The organism is Pandoraea sp. 64-18 (assembly GCF_001899225.1).
Classification (GTDB): Bacteria; Pseudomonadota; Gammaproteobacteria; order Burkholderiales; family Burkholderiaceae; genus Pandoraea; species Pandoraea cepalis.
Genome location: NZ_MKVU01000006.1, coordinates 134,842 through 151,429, shown reverse-complemented (window position 1 = coordinate 151,429; position 16,588 = coordinate 134,842). Strand labels below are relative to the sequence as shown.

General features: G+C 64.1%; 13 protein-coding genes, 1 tRNA gene and 1 pseudogene. 7 read left to right on the top strand and 8 right to left on the bottom strand.

The window, feature by feature from the left end; genetic code table 11:
- Positions 1-30 precede the first annotated feature (30 nt).
- Positions 31-276 (bottom strand): hypothetical protein, encoded by a 246-nt coding sequence (locus tag BGP02_RS03340; protein ID WP_017233355.1) that lies wholly within the window; start codon positions 274-276, stop codon positions 31-33.
- Positions 277-559: 283 nt separating this feature from the next.
- Here BGP02_RS03340 and BGP02_RS03335 point away from each other — a divergent pair, with 283 nt between their 5' ends.
- Both BGP02_RS03335 and BGP02_RS03330 read left to right on the top strand, forming a co-directional pair.
- Entirely contained in the window at positions 560-2,566 is a 2,007-nt protein-coding gene (locus BGP02_RS03335) for a DUF2849 domain-containing protein (RefSeq protein WP_017233356.1), read from the top strand.
- The gene (locus BGP02_RS03330; protein WP_017233357.1) at positions 2,556-3,032 is read left to right on the top strand and encodes a DUF934 domain-containing protein; all 477 of its coding nucleotides are present in this window, start codon (positions 2,556-2,558) and stop codon (positions 3,030-3,032) included. Before BGP02_RS03335 ends, BGP02_RS03330 begins: the two co-directional genes overlap by 11 nt.
- A gap of 222 nt (positions 3,033-3,254) precedes the next feature.
- On the opposite strand, the gene BGP02_RS03325 is transcribed toward BGP02_RS03330, so the two are convergent.
- Positions 3,255-3,331 (bottom strand) — tRNA-Pro (locus BGP02_RS03325).
- A gap of 234 nt (positions 3,332-3,565) precedes the next feature.
- On the opposite strand from BGP02_RS03325, the gene BGP02_RS03320 reads away from it, so the two are divergent.
- Positions 3,566-5,254, top strand: coding sequence for an AMP-binding protein (locus tag BGP02_RS03320; protein ID WP_286797730.1), 1,689 nt, complete (start codon positions 3,566-3,568; stop codon positions 5,252-5,254).
- Positions 5,255-5,308: 54 nt separating this feature from the next.
- Here the strand turns inward: BGP02_RS03320 and BGP02_RS03315 are convergent, their stop codons facing one another.
- Positions 5,309-6,082, bottom strand: a complete 774-nt coding sequence (locus BGP02_RS03315; protein WP_286797728.1) for a sulfite exporter TauE/SafE family protein — start codon at positions 6,080-6,082, stop codon at positions 5,309-5,311.
- Positions 6,083-6,342: 260 nt separating this feature from the next.
- On the opposite strand from BGP02_RS03315, the gene gshA reads away from it, so the two are divergent.
- On the top strand, positions 6,343-7,917 hold the full coding sequence (gene gshA, locus BGP02_RS03310) for a glutamate--cysteine ligase (RefSeq protein ID WP_286798167.1): 1,575 nt from the start codon (positions 6,343-6,345) through the stop codon (positions 7,915-7,917).
- An 83-nt stretch (positions 7,918-8,000) separates the two neighbouring features.
- Here the strand turns inward: gshA and BGP02_RS03305 are convergent, their stop codons facing one another.
- From BGP02_RS03305 to BGP02_RS03290, 4 genes are all read right to left on the bottom strand, one after another.
- Entirely contained in the window at positions 8,001-8,324 is a 324-nt protein-coding gene (locus BGP02_RS03305; protein ID WP_017233361.1) for an AzlD domain-containing protein, read from the bottom strand.
- Positions 8,321-9,034, bottom strand: coding sequence for an AzlC family ABC transporter permease (locus BGP02_RS03300; protein ID WP_017233362.1), 714 nt, complete (start codon positions 9,032-9,034; stop codon positions 8,321-8,323). The genes BGP02_RS03305 and BGP02_RS03300 overlap by 4 nt, the downstream gene beginning before the upstream one ends.
- A 209-nt stretch (positions 9,035-9,243) precedes the next feature.
- Entirely contained in the window at positions 9,244-11,751 is a 2,508-nt protein-coding gene (locus BGP02_RS03295; RefSeq protein WP_083902263.1) for a penicillin-binding protein 1A, read from the bottom strand.
- A 268-nt stretch (positions 11,752-12,019) separates the two neighbouring features.
- Positions 12,020-12,322: a hypothetical protein gene (locus tag BGP02_RS03290; protein ID WP_017233364.1), complete on the bottom strand. Its 303-nt coding sequence runs from the start codon at positions 12,320-12,322 to the stop codon at positions 12,020-12,022.
- Positions 12,323-12,533: 211 nt separating this feature from the next.
- Here BGP02_RS03290 and BGP02_RS22375 point away from each other — a divergent pair.
- The 3 genes and pseudogenes from BGP02_RS22375 to BGP02_RS03280 form a co-directional block, all read left to right on the top strand.
- Positions 12,534-13,067: pseudogene (locus BGP02_RS22375) on the top strand (Tar ligand binding domain-containing protein); the annotation flags it as partial.
- A gap of 9 nt (positions 13,068-13,076) precedes the next feature.
- Positions 13,077-14,156, top strand: a complete 1,080-nt coding sequence (locus BGP02_RS03285) for a methyl-accepting chemotaxis protein (RefSeq protein WP_442796495.1) — start codon at positions 13,077-13,079, stop codon at positions 14,154-14,156.
- Positions 14,157-14,287: 131 nt separating this feature from the next.
- Positions 14,288-14,695, top strand: coding sequence for a hypothetical protein (locus tag BGP02_RS03280; protein WP_017233366.1), 408 nt, complete (start codon positions 14,288-14,290; stop codon positions 14,693-14,695).
- Positions 14,696-14,821: 126 nt separating this feature from the next.
- Here the strand turns inward: BGP02_RS03280 and BGP02_RS03275 are convergent, their stop codons facing one another.
- A complete protein-coding gene (locus BGP02_RS03275) occupies positions 14,822-16,546 on the bottom strand; it encodes an NADPH-dependent assimilatory sulfite reductase hemoprotein subunit (protein ID WP_017233367.1) in 1,725 nt (574 codons plus the stop codon).
- Positions 16,547-16,588 lie beyond the last annotated feature (42 nt).

Genomic DNA, 16,588 nt, shown 5'->3' with positions numbered 1-16,588 from the left:
GCACCGACGAACCCTGACGCCAGTCAGCGCTCAGTCGGCCATGGCGGGAATGGCCCCGTCCTGGAAAAGCACGCGCGGTGCATCCATCGTGCCGTCTTCCTCGTCGACCAGCACTTCGTAGGCGGCAATGCCCGCGAAGCCGGAGGCCATCGATTGCGCGATGCGCACGGCGCCGAATTCGGTGCTCGCCTGGCGCAACTCGCCGGGCTGCAAGACGCCGTCTTTGTTCTTGCGATAGGGCACGACGATGAACTTGATGGATTTGGCGTCGCTCATGGTGTCACTCAAGATGAAATGGCATGATCGGAAATGTAGCATGAGTACTGTATAAAAATACAGTGTATTTTTGAAGTCATTCCAGCGCTCTTGGCCCTTGGGGGCGTGCATGCCTAGGCGGGCTGTCGTCGGCCCGGTCAGGTCCGGCGGGGCGGCCGAGTCCAAACAACATCCCGTAATGTCTACATAACTAGTAAATGGTCGTATCTTCGCGCGCGGCTTGATAGCCTGCGGGTCGAATCGCGAGTTGCGACCAAATGATGACAAGCATTGAGAGCGTTGAATGAATGCAGGCAATCTGATTTCGGCAAACCGGCTGCAAGACGGCCTGGTCGTTTGGCTGGACAAGCAGCATAACTGGGTCGATGACCTGGCGCAGGCACACGTGTTCGACGCGCAGGAACTCGAGCCGGCGCAAGCGGCTGCGAAAAGCGCGCTGGCCGCCAATCTGATCGTCGATCCCATGCCGCGCCCGGCGCAACTGAGCGACGCCGGCCCGGTGCCGGAAGATTTCCGGGAACAACTGCGCTCGCGCGGGCCGTCGGTGCGTGAAGATTTGGGCAAGCAGGCCGAGCAGGGCGGTGAGCCGGCGGCGCTGGTGCATGCGCCGGCATTGACCGTTGCCCCGGAGCACGCCGGCATCTATCGCTACGACCCGTCCGAGCGCGAGTTCCTCAAGGACCGCGCCAACGAGTTCGGTCAGAAGGTGGCGCGACGCCTGTCCGGCGAACTCAGCGAAGACGATTTCAAGGTCTATCGCCTGATGAACGGTCTGTACCTGCAACTGCACGGCTACATGTTGCGCGTTGCGATTCCGTACGGAACGCTGAGCGGCATTCAGATGCGTCAGCTCGCCTATGTGGCGACCCGCTACGACAAGGGCTACGGCCACTTCACCACGCGCCAGAACCTTCAGTTCAACTGGCCGACGCTCTCCGACTCGCCCGAAATCCTGTCGGCGTTGGCCGACGTGGACCTGCACGCCATCCAGACGAGCGGCAACTGCATTCGCAACGTGACGACCGACCAGTTCGCCGGCGCCGCGAAGGACGAAGTCCTCGACCCGCGCGTGTATGCCGAGATCTTGCGTCAATGGTCGACCGACCATCCGGAATTCACCTATCTGCCGCGCAAGTTCAAGATCGCGATCACGGGTGGCCAGGCCGACCGTGCCGCCGTGCGCTTTCACGACATTGGCATTCTGGCGCGTACCAACGATCGTGGCGAAGTGGGGTTCCAGATTTATGCGGGCGGTGGCTTGGGACGCACGCCGATCGTCGGCACGCTCGTGCGCGAGTGGTTGCCCGAAGCAGATCTGCTGCGTTTCGTCGAGGCGATCCTGCGGGTGTACAACGCGCTGGGTCGACGTGACAACATCTATAAGGCGCGCATCAAGATCCTCATCAAGGAAATGCAGCCCGCGAAGTTCATCGAGATGATCGAGGAAGAGTTCGCGCGCATTGCGCTCACGCATCGGCCGTTGGGCGATGCCGTCGTCGAGGGGATTCGCGAGCGTTTCATCGTGCCCGAGTTCGAGACGCTGCCGAGCGAGTCGACGGCGTTTGCGCAATCGTACGAGCGCGATATCGCGTTCCGTCACTGGGTCGATACCTGCACGCACGAGCACAAGGTGCCCGGCTATATCAGTGCGGTCGTCTCGCTCAAGCCGGCCGGCGGTATTCCGGGTGACGCCAGTGCGCAGGAGATGCTGGTGCTGGCCGATCTGGCGGAGCAATATTCGTTCAACGAATTGCGCGTGACGCATGAGCAGAACCTGGTGTTGCCGCACGTCAAGCGTGACGAACTGCATGCGCTGTGGTCGCGCCTGAAGGCGGCCGGTCTGGCGACGGCCAACATCGGCCTGATTTCGGATGCGATCGCTTGCCCGGGCCTGGATTACTGCGCGCTCGCCAATGCGCGTTCGGTACCGGTGGCGCAACGCATTGCGCTGCGATTCTCCGAGGCGCAGCAACGCGATATCGGGCCGGTGACGCTCAATGTATCCGGCTGCATCAACGCCTGCGCGCATCACCACGTCGCGCACATCGGTATTCTCGGTGTCGACAAGGCGGGCAAGGAGAACTATCAGATCACGCTGGGCGGCTCGGCCGACGAGAATGCCGCGGTCGGCAAGATTCTCGGCCCGGGCGTCAGCTATGAGGACGTGCCGCAGGTGATCGAGAACATTCTCGGACGATATCTCTCGTTGCGAAACGAGGGCGAGCGCTTCATCGATACGCTCGGACGCGTTGGGGCAGAAGAATTCAAGGGAGCTTTGAATGTTGATTGATCGAAACGGACTGCCGGCGGCAGACGTCTGGACTTATCACGGCGCCGACGCGTCGGCCACGGCGGCGCTGCCGGGCAACAAGGACGTGTTGCCGCTCGACGCCTGGCTTGCCGCGAACGAGAAGGGCGTGGCGCCGGCCGGTGTGCGCGTGCAGGGGCACGACGATGCGGCACGTATTGCGCCGCTGTTGCCGCAACTCGACCTGATCGTGATCGAATTCCCGAAGACGCGCGACGGGCGGGGATTCACGCTGGCGAAGCTGCTGCGGGACAAGTGGCAATTCGAAGGGGCGATTCGCGCGGCGGGTCCGTTGCTGCCGGATCAACTGGCGATGTTGTGGGCGTGCGGCTTCGATAGCCTGCTGTCGCCGTCGGACGTGCCCACGGCACGCTGGCATGAGGCCGCCCAGGCGGCAGTGGGTCGCGCCTCGCGTCCCCGCACGCTGCTCGAGCGTCTGTCGGCCTGAGGACCACGCTCTGAAGTTCCTGCGGCCGGCACCGTCCGGCCGCGGTCCTTGATGGCGGGCGTGCGCCGCCGTCGGACACCGCAAAATTCACCCCTGCGTAGAACTCCTACGAGACACGCCAAGTCAGATATCGGGCGTCGTCGACTGTCCGGGTGTGCTACACCATCATCGGGTGTCCAAATGACAAAACCCGCACAGTCAATGACTGTGCGGGTTTTAATCTGGTCGGGGCGAGAGGATTTGAACCTCCGACCACCTGCACCCCATGCAGGTACGCTACCAGGCTGCGCTACGCCCCGTGAGAAATGCGTCGTCTAGATGCATTGCTCGAAAGAAGGCGAGTATAGCAGAGCTTCGCTCGGGAAAGAAAGAGGACGTGCGTGTCGTGCGCATATTTTTTTGCATCCGGCACGCGCAGCGCGACGTCTACCGTTGGCGAAACCCCATGATGGTTATCCCGAATGTTGCATTCGGAGGGCCACACGATAATGGAATTCTGCCTAATCCTGCCCTTGGGGGCTCGGAGACAAGCGATGCCGCAAATCCTGGGATTCGAGGCCGCGCGCGACCTGCTGCTCGCCCAGCGCGCCCACTACGACGTGGCGTACCGTGATTTCCGTTGGCCCGTCCTCTCGCATTTCAATTGGGCGCTGGATTTCTTCGACCCCCAAGCCCAGGGCAACGACCGTCCGGCCCTCTGGGTCGTCGAAGAAGACGGACGCGAGGCACGGCTGTCATTTGCCGAAATGTCGCGGCGCTCCAATCGCGTCGCCAATTTCCTGCGAGCGCAAGGCGTGTCGCGCGGTGACCGCGTGTTGCTCATGCTACCCAATCAGGTCGAACTCTGGGACCTCATGCTCGCCTGCATGAAACTCGGCGCCGTCATGATTCCCGCGACAACGCTGCTCGCCGCGGGCGACCTTGTCGACCGGCTCGAACGGGGCCGTGTGCGTCACGTCGTCACCACCGCACGCGATGCCGTCAAGTTCGCCGCCTTGCCCGGCGACTATCGGCGCATCGCCGTTGGCGCCAACCCGCCCGAAGGATGGACGCCCCTCGCGCCCGCCTATCAAGCCTCAGACCACTTCACCCCCGACGGTGCCACGCTCGCGACCGATCCATTGCTGCTCTACTTCACGTCCGGGACCACGTCGCGCCCGAAGCTCGTGCTTCACACGCACCAGAGCTATCCGGTCGGCCATCTCGCCACGATGTACTGGCTTGGCCTGCAACCCGGCGATATCCACTGGAACATCAGCTCGCCAGGCTGGGCGAAACACGCGTGGAGCTGCTTTTTCGCGCCGTGGAACGCGGGCGCCACCATCTTCGTCTACAACTTCTCGCGCTTCGATGCGCGTGCCGCGCTCGAGACGGCCACGCGTTGCGGCGTCACGACGTTGTGCGCGCCGCCCACCGTCTGGCGCATGATGATTCAGGAAGATCTCACTCGCCATGCGGTGAAATTCCGTGAACTGATCGGCGCGGGCGAGCCGCTCAATCCCGAAGTGATCGACCAGGTCAAACGCGCCTGGCACATCACGATTCGCGACGGCTATGGTCAGACCGAAACCTGTTGCCAGATCGGCAACTCGCCGGGGCAGCCCGTCAAGGCGGGGTCGATGGGGCGCCCCATGCCAGGCTATCGCGTCGTACTGCTCGATCACGACGGCGCCGAAGCCGACGAAGGCGAAATCGCGCTCGTGTTGTCGTCACGCCCGACGGGTTTGATGCAAGGCTACGAGGACGACAGCGAGAAGACCGCCGACGCCATGCGCGAGGGCTACTACCACACGGGCGACGTGGCGATGCGCGACGAGCACGGCTACTTCACGTACATCGGACGCGCGGACGATGTCTTCAAGGCGTCCGACTATCGCATCAGCCCGTTCGAGCTGGAAAGCGAACTCATCAAGCACCCGGCCGTCGCCGAAGCCGGCGTGGTGCCGAGTCCCGATCCGGTGCGGCTTGCCGTGCCGAAAGCCTTCATCACGCTGCGCACCGGTTTTCACGCCGACGAAAAGCTCGCCCTCGACATCCTGCGTTTCTGCCGCGATCACCTCGCCCCCTACAAACGCATCCGACGCATCGAGTTCTGCGATCTGCCGAAGACCATTTCCGGAAAGATTCGCCGCGTCGAATTGCGGCGTACGGAAGCGGGGCGCACTCTGGAAAGCCGCCGCGAGATGGAGTTCTGGGACGTCGATTTCAACGATCTCAAGTGATGCCGCGTGGCCCCGGCCTGCATGACCCCGCGAGGGCCCCGCCGAGCGTTGCGCTCAGCGCAGGTGCTGAATCACCAGTTCGGCACCGAGCATGGCGAGACCCACGAAGAAGCACCGGCGGAAGACGGACGCACTGACGCGCCCTCGCACCCACTGCCCGAAGTACATGCCGCCCAGTGCGGGCGCCAACGCCAGCAGCGACACGCCGATCGCATGGCCGTGGAAGATGCCGTCGCGCGCCAGCCCGGCGGCGAGCGCCACGGTCGACACGGTAAACGACAGGCCGAGCGCCTGCACGAGATCGTCGCGCTCGAGATCAAGTGCCTGGAGGAACGGCACCGCGGGAATGACGAACACCCCGGTCGCCGCCGTGACCAGTCCGGTCACCACACCCATGCCCGCGCCGAGCGCGCTCACGCGCGCGGCGGACCAACGCTTGGGCACATGCAGCCGCACCGCCGCCAGCCCCAATGCCGCATAAACGAGAAGCGCGATGCCCAGCGCCATGCCCGCAACGTTGCCGCCGTTGGCCAGCCATCCGCCACCGGCCCATGTGCCGACGCAGATGCCGACCAGCATCGGCCACAGACGCCCGGCCAGCGCGGCAAAGCGCGGCCCCGCCAGCAATTGCCAAACATTGGTCACGAGCGACGGCACGATCAGGAGCGCCGCGGCCTGCGCCGTCGGCATCGCCAATCCGAGCAGCCCCACGGCCACCGTGGGCAGGCCCAGCCCGATCACGCCTTTGACGAAGCCCGCGAGCACAAAGGTGGCAAGCCCCAGGAGGAGTAGGGGGATGAGGTCGGTGAGGTGTTGAGTATTCATCATGGCGTCAGTATCGATGTGCCATGCTGGAACGCCAATGCGGCATTCGCGCAGGCGGGCTCTGGCAGGCGCTGAGGCTGCGATGTCGGGCCGAGGTGGCGTCCGGCGCGCTTTGGCGTTTTCAGTTATGCTCAGGCCAAATTCACGCCGTGCCAAAGCATCGCGCCAGTCCAGAGGGATGGAAGTTGGAAAAACAGAATCGTCAACACGAACACACCGCACACACCGGGCCGCATGCCGCTCACGCGCCGCTTGATCGGCGCCTGGCGCTCATCATGCAGCCCGATCATCTCGCGCTGCTCGGCGAAGGTCTGTCGGGCATCGAACGGGAAACCCTGCGCGTCGAAGACAACGGCGCGCTCGCGCTGACGCCGCATCCGCGTGCGCTCGGCTCGGCACTGACCAACGAAGAGATCACCACCGATTATTCGGAATCGCTGCTCGAGTTCATCACGCCGCCGCAGCGCGATGCGGCCGACGTCATCGCCCGCCTGGACGAAATTCATCAGTTCGCCTACCGCAAGCTCGGCACGGAATTGCTATGGAGCGATTCGATGCCGCCCGCGCTGCCGCCGGAAGCAGTGATTCCGATCGCCGACTACGGCACGTCGCACATCGGCAAGCTCAAGCATGTCTATCGCCGCGGCCTCGCGCTGCGCTATGGCAAGCCGATGCAGTGCATCGCAGGCATTCACTACAATTTTTCGCTGGCCGAACCGTTGTGGACATTGTTGCGCGAGCACGAGGGCGCAACGCAGTCCGCACGCGATTATCAGTCGGCGCGCTATGTCGCGCTCATCCGCAATTTTCGTCGCTACAGCTGGCTGCTGATGTACCTGTTCGGTGCGTCGCCGGTGCTGCACGCCGAATTCCTGCGCGGACGCGAGCACGGCCTCGACGCTTTCGACGAAGGCACGCTCGGGCTGCCCTATGCGACCAGCTTGCGCATGAGCGATCTGGGCTACCAGAACAGCGCGCAGTCCGAAGTCTCGCCCTGTTACGACTGCCTGCCCAGCTATATCGACGCGCTTACGCAAGCCGTCAGCCAGCCGCATCCCGCCTACGAGGCGCTCGGCACCCAACGCGATGGCGAATGGATTCAGCTCTCGACCAATCTCCTGCAAATCGAGAACGAGTTCTACGCCACGATTCGCCCGAAGCGGGTGACGTATAGCGGCGAGCGCCCGGTGCAGGCGCTCGCGCGTCGCGGGGTCCAATACGTGGAAGTCCGCTGTATCGACATCGATCCCTTCCAGCCGGTCGGTATCGACGTCGACACGGCGCGCTTCATCGACGCCTTCCTGCTGTTCTGTGCGCTCGACGACAGCCCGTCGTGTTCGGACGCCGAGAACCGCGAGAATCGCGATAACTTCGCTCACGTGGTCAAGGAAGGCCGGAAACCGGGGCTCGTGCTGCATCGCGGTGGCGAAGCGATCACGCTGTTCGATTGGGCCGAGACATTGCTCGATCGCATCGACCGAACGGCGGCGGCATTCGACCTGCAGCGTGGCGGAGCGCATTACGCGCATACGATGGCGCTGCAACGTGCCAAGGTACAGGATGTGTCGCTTACGCCGTCCGCCCGTGTGATGGTCGCGCTCGAACCACTGCGCGGCACGACGGGGGGCGCGTTCCAGGCGTTCGCGCTCGCGCAGAGCCAGCGTCATGCGCAGACGCTGCGCGACATGCCGCTCGATGCGCGCGTTGTCGAGCACTTCGAAGCACTGGCCCGGAAGTCGCTCGACGCCCAAGCCGAACTGGAACGCACGCAGGTCGGCGACTTCGATGCATTCGTCGCCGATTACCTGGCAGGCACGCTAGGGGCTGCCACCGCCTGACGGACAGTCCGCAGGTACACGAAAAAGCGCCTCATGCGAGGCGCTTTTTTCATGGACGACGCGAATGACGCGAGCGGTGCCTGTCAGCCCAATACCCCGAGCTGCCACGTAAAAAAGACGGCCAGCCCGACGCCGATGGTGAGCAACTGGTGACGCGTCGCGGCGCAGACGGCGATGGCCACGAGGGCCGCGACGAGTTGCGGATTACGCCACGTCAGCTCGAGACCGTTGCCATGCGGCGCCAGCGTCATCGGCACAATGATTGCCGTGAGTACCGTCACAGGGACGAACGACAACGCCTCGCGCAGCCACTCGGGAAACCGCACGCGGTCGCCCAGCAGGAAGATCCCGGCCTTGACGGCAAACGTGACGGCGGCCATGCCGCCAATCGCCACGACATAATTCATTGCGCACCCCCGCGACGCTTCGCGTGCAGCGCCAGCATGCCCGACGCAATGCCGAGTGCCACGGCCACCAGCAAGCCGAGCTTGTAAGGCAAGCCATGACACAGGAACGCGGCCACCCCGGCGACAATTGTCGCGATGGCCCACGGCATGCGGGCCATCTGCGGCACGATGATCGCGATGAACGTAGCGACCATCGCGAAGTCGAGGCCCAGCGTTTGCAGACGCGGAAACGCGGCGCCGAACAGCAACCCGGCAAGCGTCCACACTTGCCAATTCATGTACATCGACAGACCTGAGCCCAGGAAGTACCAGTGGCCCATCGGATCGTCGGGGTGGCGATGGAAATGGCTACTTGTCACCGCGAACGTCTCGTCCGTCAGCAGGAATCCCAGCAGGGCACGCCACCGCAAATTCAGATGCCCCACATGCGGCAACAGGTTGGCCGCATACAGCATGTGCCGCAGATTCACGATCAGCGTCGTTGCCCACAGCACGAGATAGCCCACGCCCGTCGCAAAAAGGCCGGCAGCAATGAACTGACTGGATCCAGCGAAAACGGTGAGCGACATGAGCTGGCCGTGCCACGTCGCCAGCGGTGTGGTCGCCACCAGGGCACCGAAGATCAGGCCGAACGGGGCCGCGCCAACGATCATCGGCAGGGTGTCACGGGCACCTGCGGCAAAACTAGCCGCACGGGTCGGAGCCAGCATGGAGGCGCTTTCCTGAAGGTAAAGAGTTGAAGACGGAAACGGGCGAAGGCGTGAGCATAGCCGCTATATCGGGCCGCACGCTTGTACGTTCTTGCGCTTTGGGCGTGAAGGCGGCTCGACAGTGAAAAGCGGCCACCCGTTGGGTGGCCGCGCATTGTGGCGATGCGGGCCCACGTCAGCCGCTTGCGCGGGCTGACGTGGGCCAAGCGTCACGGGTGCTTGAACATGTCGAGAATGCGCGCTTTCTCGCGAGCGTCGACACCGCCCGGCGACGGGGGCTGACCCTCGGCGGGCGGCGGGGCGGCAGGCGAGGGCGAATTGCTCCCGAAGAACGGCAACGAGAATCCGCTGCTGCTGTCGTCGATCCCGATGCTCGCGACAAACCCGTTGCCCGGCATTTTGCTGGACTCATAAAGCTCGCCGTTCACGACGCTGACCCCTTCGGGCATCGCCATTTGTTGCTCAGGCACGCCGTTGAGCGCCACGCCCATGTACTTGGTCCACACTGGCAACGCCAATTGCGCGCCGAACTCACGGCTACCGAGCGTCTTGGGTTGGTCAAAGCCGAGCCATGCCACGGCAACGAGCGAATGCTGGTAACCGGCGAACCAGCCGTCGAGGGCATCGTTGGTCGTGCCGGTCTTGCCAGCCAGGTCGGTGCGCTTGAGCACGTTCGTGCCCGCGCCGGTGCCGCGTTGCGCCACCGATTGCAGCAGGCTGTTCATGATGTACGCGTTCGGCGCGGAAATCGCGCGGGCGGCGTTTACCCCGGCGACCACCGGCGTGGCCTTGTTGAGCAAGTTGCCGCGCGCGTCGCGAATCTCGCTGATCAGGTACGGGGCGACGCGATACCCGCCGTTCGCGAACACCGCGTAGGCGCCGGCCAGTTGCAGCGGTGTGGTCTGCCCGGCGCCCAGCGCCATCGGCAGATACGGCGGCACCTTGTCGGCGTCGAAGCCGAAGCGCGTGGCGTAATCCTGGGTGTACTGCGTGCCGGCAAACTGCAGCAGACGAATCGCCACAAGGTTCTTCGAGCGTTGCAGCCCTTCGCGCACCGTCATCGGGCCGCTGAAAGCGTCGTCGTCATGCGGATCCCACGCCTGCCCGCCGGTCTGCGCGGGCGGCAGGTTGAGCGGGCCGTCCATCACCATCGTCGCCGGGCTCACGCCTTTCTCGATGGCTGCCGAGTACACCACCGGCTTGAACGTCGAGCCCGGCTGACGCCATGCCTGCGTTGCCCGGTTGAACTTGCTCTGATTGAAGTCGAAGCCGCCGACCAGCGCGCGGATGGCGCCGTCGTCCGGCGAGAGCGAGACGAGCGAGCCTTGCACTTCCGGCAACTGCGTGATGCGCCACTTGCCGCGTGCATCTTTCATTACACGGATGATCGCGCCCGGACGGATGCGGATCTTTTCGCTGGCCTTCGCCGAGAGTGCCGACGCGGCAAAGCCAATGCCGTCGCCGTTGACGACCACGGTGTCGCCCGAGAGCGGCACGGCCGTGACCTGAGACGTGCTGGCGGCCACCACCACGGCGGCGACCAGATCGCCGTTGTCGGGATGTTCGAGCAGCGTGTCTTCGATCGCCTGCTGACGATCGGGCATCGCGGCGGGCAGTTCCACGAAGCCCTCGGGGCCCCGATACGCATGACGGCGCTCGTAGTCGAGCACGCCCATGCGCACGGCTTCGTACGCGGCCTGCTGTTTCTTCGAGTCGAGCGTCGTGATGACGGTCAGGCCGCGGGTGTAGGTGTCTTCCTTGTATTCGTCGTACACGGCCTGACGCACCATTTCGGCGACGTACTCGGCATGCACGTTGTACTCGTTGCCGGACGTGCGCGTGCGGATCGACTCGTGCAGGGCATCTTCGTACTGACTGCGCGAAATGTAGCCCAGATCGAGCATGCGCTTGAGAATGTATTCTTGACGAATCTTCGCGCGTTTCGGATTGACGATCGGGTTGTAGGCCGAAGGCGCCTTGGGCAGGCCAGCCAGCATGGCCGCCTCGCCGAGCGTGATGTCCTTCAGATCCTTGCCGAAATAAATGCGTGCAGCGCTTGCGAAGCCGTAGGCGCGTTGACCCAGATAGATCTGGTTCATGTACAGCTCGAGAATCTTGTCCTTCGACAACGCCGACTCGATCTTGTACGCCAGCAGCATTTCGTAGATCTTGCGCGTGGCCGTCTTCTCGCGCGAGAGGAAGAAGTTGCGCGCGACCTGCATCGTGATCGTACTGGCGCCCTGCGCGGCTCCGCCGTGCAGTACGTCTGAAACACCGGCACGCAGAATACCGATGAAGTCGACGCCGCCGTGATCGTAGAACCGATAGTCCTCGATCGCGAGCACGGCCTTCTTCATGACGTCCGGAATCTGATCGATGGTGACCAGGCTGCGGCGCTCTTCGCCGAATTCGCCGATCAGCACGTTATCGGACGTATAGACCCGCAGCGGTACCTTCGGCCGGTAATCGGTGATGACGTCCAGCGGCGGCAGGTTCGGGCGCATGACGATCAACGCATAGCCAACGAGCAGCGCGCCCACGAGCGCCAAGCCTACCAAAGTGGTAAAGATGACGGCGAGCGTGCCGAAACCGCGTTGACGACCTGGGGCGAGCTGCGAGGCGGCGTGTGCAGACGGCGCCTGGGGCGTGACGACGGGGGACTTGGGAGGCGCCGAATGAGACGGCGCACGAGGCGGCAAACAATGCTTCAAGGACATACCCAACGAAAATTGCAGGATGGGAACAGGCCGGCCGGCCTAGCGCTGCGTGGATCCCCGCCGCGCGGCGAAATCGGAGCAGTATGCCACGCCCGGCGCGAACACGCGCGTTTCGGGCGATCACCCACTCGCCAACGACAATCACGGTGCGCTTCGGCGATCCTGTGCGGGGTCGGCGCACCCAGCGCACCACTCACCCGCCAGGCCGCACCATACCACGCTAACCGGGGACTCGCCCGATGTGTGACATCGGGCGGGCGATACAACGTCAACCCAAGCGTTTGAGAAAGACCGTCATTTCCTTTTCCGCCTGACGGTCCCCGTGCGCCTGTGCGGCGGCAATCCCACGCGTCCACGCGTCGCGGGCACCCTCGCGATCGCCCGCGCCGTGTCGCGCTTTCCCCAACAGCTTCCACGCGGCCGTGTAGGCCGGATCGAACGCCACGCAACGGGTCAGGTGATCGGCCGCGACCGGGAAGTTCTGCGCATCCAGATAGGCCTTGCCGAGCCCGAAACGCAACAGCGCGTTGTCTTTGCCGGCCGCCAACAACTTTTCGAGTCCCTCGATCATAATTCGAATATATCAGATGGATATATAAAAAATGTCATAAGATCATGCCCGGTTCCCACGCCATCGGCTTGGTGCGAAAGACTCGGAAAGAGGCTCGTATACCCGCGGGACGCTAAAGTCGGGGTCTCGCCACGCCGATGACATAAATAATACCGGCCCGACAGAGGCCGTACAGGGACCCGAACCCACGACACAAGACGGAGACGACAGTATGTTGCGTAGCTTTTCCATCAAGGCGCGCCTCGGGATGACGATGGCGCTGTTGGCGGCGTTACTGATTCTGTTGGGCGCGCTCGGCATTGCGGGCATGACGCGCACGGGCAACGCGCTTCGCGAGACGTACGCCAATCACCTCGCCGCCACGGTGGCGCTCGGCAAAGACAACGCCACGCTGGCGCGCACCCGCGCCATTCTCGATCGCGTGGTGCTGCATCCGGAATCGCCGGATGGGGACAAGATTGCCACACGTGCACGCGGCATGATCAAGGACGCGAATGCGGCATGGGCCGCCTATCAGGCGTTGCCGCGCGGCCCCGAGGAACAGCGGATGGCCGACGAGGTCGCCGCCCGGCGCGCCACCTTCTTCGAGCAGGGCATGAATCCGATGCTCACCGCCATCGACGCGCGCGATCGTACGGCCATGGACGAGATCACGATGAACGTGCTGCCCAAGCGTTACGCCGAGCTTACGAAGGCCAGTGACGCGCTGGCCGCGTACAAGCTGAAGCTCGGGCACGACACGTACGAAGCGTCGATGGCGGAGCTGGCGGCATTCCGCTGGCTGAGCATCGGCGCAACGGCGCTGGGCGTGCTCATGGCCATCGCCTGCTACTTCTCGCTGCGCGGCGCGATCATGCGGCCGCTTGGCGAAGCACTGGCACATTTCGAGCACATATCGGCAGGACAACTCGACAATCCGGTGCACGCGCGCGGCAAGGACGAAATGTCGATGCTCATGCGCGGTCTCGAGGCGATGCAGTCGCGTCTCGCGGACACGATTCGCGGCGTGCGCCGCAGTTGCGATGCGATGGCGACCGCCACGGCCGAAATCTCGGCGGGCAATACCGACCTGTCGGCGCGCACCGAAGAGCAGGCCGCCTCGCTGGAGGAGACGGCCTCGTCGATGGAGCAACTGACGGCCACGGTCAAGCAGAACGCCGACAACGCACGTCAGGCGAGCCAACTGGCGGTCAATGCGTCGGATATCGCATCGCGCGGCGGCCAGGTGGTGGCGCGGGTGGTCGACACGATGCAGGGCATCTCGACCAGTTCGTCGCAAGTGGTGGACATCATCGGCGTGATCGACGGGATTGCATTCCAGACCAACATCCTCGCGCTCAACGCTGCCGTGGAAGCGGCCCGTGCCGGCGAGCAGGGCCGCGGGTTCGCCGTGGTGGCGGGCGAGGTGCGCACGCTGGCACAGCGCAGTGCCACGGCCGCGCGCGAGATCAAGGCACTCATCGAAACGTCGGCGCAGAAGGTGGCCGACGGCTCGACGCTGGTGGCCGAAGCGGGGCGCACGATGAACGACATCCTGCAAGCCGTGCAGCGCGTGACGGACATCATGGGGGAGATCTCGGCGGCGTCCGACGAGCAGAGCAGCGGCATCGAGCAGGTGAATCGGGCGGTCACGCAAATGGATGCCGTCACGCAGCAGAATGCCGCGCTGGTGGAGCAAGCGGCGGCGGCGGCCGCGTCGCTGGAAGATCAGACACATACGCTTCGCGAGGAAATGGCGCGATTCCGATTGGGCGACGAAAGTCAGGCGAGCGGCGCGGCAAGACGTCCGGCCTTGCATGCCGTGGAAACATCGCCCCTTTCCCTGGCGGCCTGAGCGGTGTGGCCGGTCACCGCCCGTTAGCTCGATGGGGGCGTGGCGTGGGCATGGAATGGGTGTGTTCGTGGCGGCCGTGGGCCGAACCGGGTAACATTGCCCATCTTTTGCTCAGTTGAGGGTGGCGAAGTATGAAGCGAGTGGCGCTGATGGCAGCGGTGGCCGTGCTGGCCGGGGGAGTGGCAGGGTGTGGCCCGGTCAACCAGATGAGCGTGCCCGATCCGGCCGCAGGACGACTGCTCGATCAGGGGACGGGAGCCGATCGCTTCATGGTGCTCAACTGCATTTATCACGGCTGGAGCGAGTTGTCGCCGAACGTCGAATCGACGTCGTACGCCCGTCAGGGGGCCGACCGTGTGCGTGTCTATCGCGGTCAGGGCGCCGACGGCAAAGCCGTCTACAACCCGTACGTCGACGTCATGCAAGGCGGCTTCGGTGCGCGTTTGCAATACTTCGAAGTTCCCGGCAGCCACCTGCCGCGCGACTACGAAAAGACGGTCAGGCGCTGCATGGTGCCGTATTCGGGCAGCAACGACTGACGTTCGGCCGCCTGACCAGGATCGCTCAAGCGCGATCATGAAAAACGCCACGGGAGACCGTGGCGTTTTCGTTGGTGCCGGCGACGAGGCCGGCGAGTGCCTGCAACGGGGCCGCGATGACGGCGCTCAGCCGTGGAAATCCTCGCGCGCTTCGACGACTGCCTTGACCACACCCCGACGCACGAGGAAATCACCGAATTTCTCACCGGCATCGCGCATCTTCGCGTATTGCGCGAAGAGCGGCGTGAGTTCGGCCACGATCTGATCTTCGTTGAGCGATTCCTTGTACAGCTTGTTCAAACGCTGCCCGTGGAAACCCGCGCCGAGGTACAGGTTGTACTTGCCGGCCGATTTGCCAACCAGGCCGATCTCGGCGATGTAGGGACGGGCGCAGCCGTTCGGGCAGCCGGTCGTGCGAATGGTGATCGGTTCGCCTGCAAGCCCCGCATCGTCGAGCACCTTCTCGAGTCGCGTGACCAGGCCGGGCAGGGCGCGCTCGCTCTCGGCCAGCGCGAGACCACACGTCGGGAAGCCGACGCAGGCCATCGAGTGGATGCGCAGCGCACTTTGATGCTTGCCGTCGAGCAGGCCGTATTCCTTCACGAGGGCGTCGATCTGCGGCTTGGCGGCGTCGCTCACGCGTCCAATGATCAGGTTCTGGTTGCCGGTGATGCGGTAATCGCCCTGATGCACCTTCGCGATTTCGCGCAGCCCGGTCATCAGGCGGTAGTCGTCCCAATCCTTCACGCGACCGTTCTGGATGAAGAGCGTGAGATGCCAAAGATCGTCCGCGCCCTTGAGCCAGCCATACTGATCGCCGTTGGTCGTGAACGCAAACGCCCGCTCGGGCGCCAGATCCCAACCGAGATATCGGTTGAGGGTTTCCTTGAACCACGCCACGCCACGGTCGTCGAGGGTGTATTTCAGACGCGCATGCTTGCGATTGCCGCGGTCGCCGAAGTCGCGTTGCACGAGTAGCACCTTCTCGGCGACGTCGACGATGCGATCGGCCGGCGTATAGCCGATGACGGTCGCCGTGCGCGGGTACGTTGCGGCGTCGCCGTGCGTCATGCCCATGCCGCCACCGACCGTCACGTTGAAGCCTTCGAGCTTGCCGTCGTCGCCCACGATGGCGATAAAGCCCAGGTCGTTGGCGTAGAGATCGACGTCGTTGTTCGGCGGTATCGCGATGGCGATCTTGAACTTGCGTGGCAGATAGTGCTTGCCGTAGATCGGCTCGTGATCCTCCTTGCCCGCGCCCAGACGCTTGTCGCCCAGCCAGATCTCGCGATACGCCGTGGTCTGCGGCAACAGGTGCCGATCGATCTTCAGGCACCAGTCGAGCGCCTCGGCATGGGCGGGCGAATGGTGCGGATTGTTCGAGACGAGCGTGTTGCGATTGACGTCGCCGCACGCGGCAATGCTCGTCATCGCAACTTCATCGATGCCCTTGATGAGGGGGCGCAACTGGTGCTTGAGCACGTTGTGATACTGCACCGTCTGCCGCGTGGTCAGGCGAATCGTGTTGCCGCCGTACTTCTGGGCGAGATCGTCGAGCTTGAGCCATTGCTCGGGCGTGCACACGCCGCCCGGCATGCGCAGCCGGATCATGAACTGGTAGGCCGGTTCGAGTTTCTGCTTCTGCCGTTCGCTGCGCAGGTCACGGTCATCCTGCATGTAGGAGCCGTGAAACTTCAGCAATTGGGCGTCCTTCTCGAAGATCGCGCCGGTGAGCGGGTCGGCCAGACCTTCGGCGATGGTGCCGCGCAGGTAGTTGCTGGCGTCCTTGATCTTCTCGACTTCGGAGCGCGGCGCCGTCGAGGCGTCGCCGGCTTGCGTGGGTTGCGTCATGGGCTCGGCTCTATCGGTCAGCGCGGGATGCCGCGCGGGTTT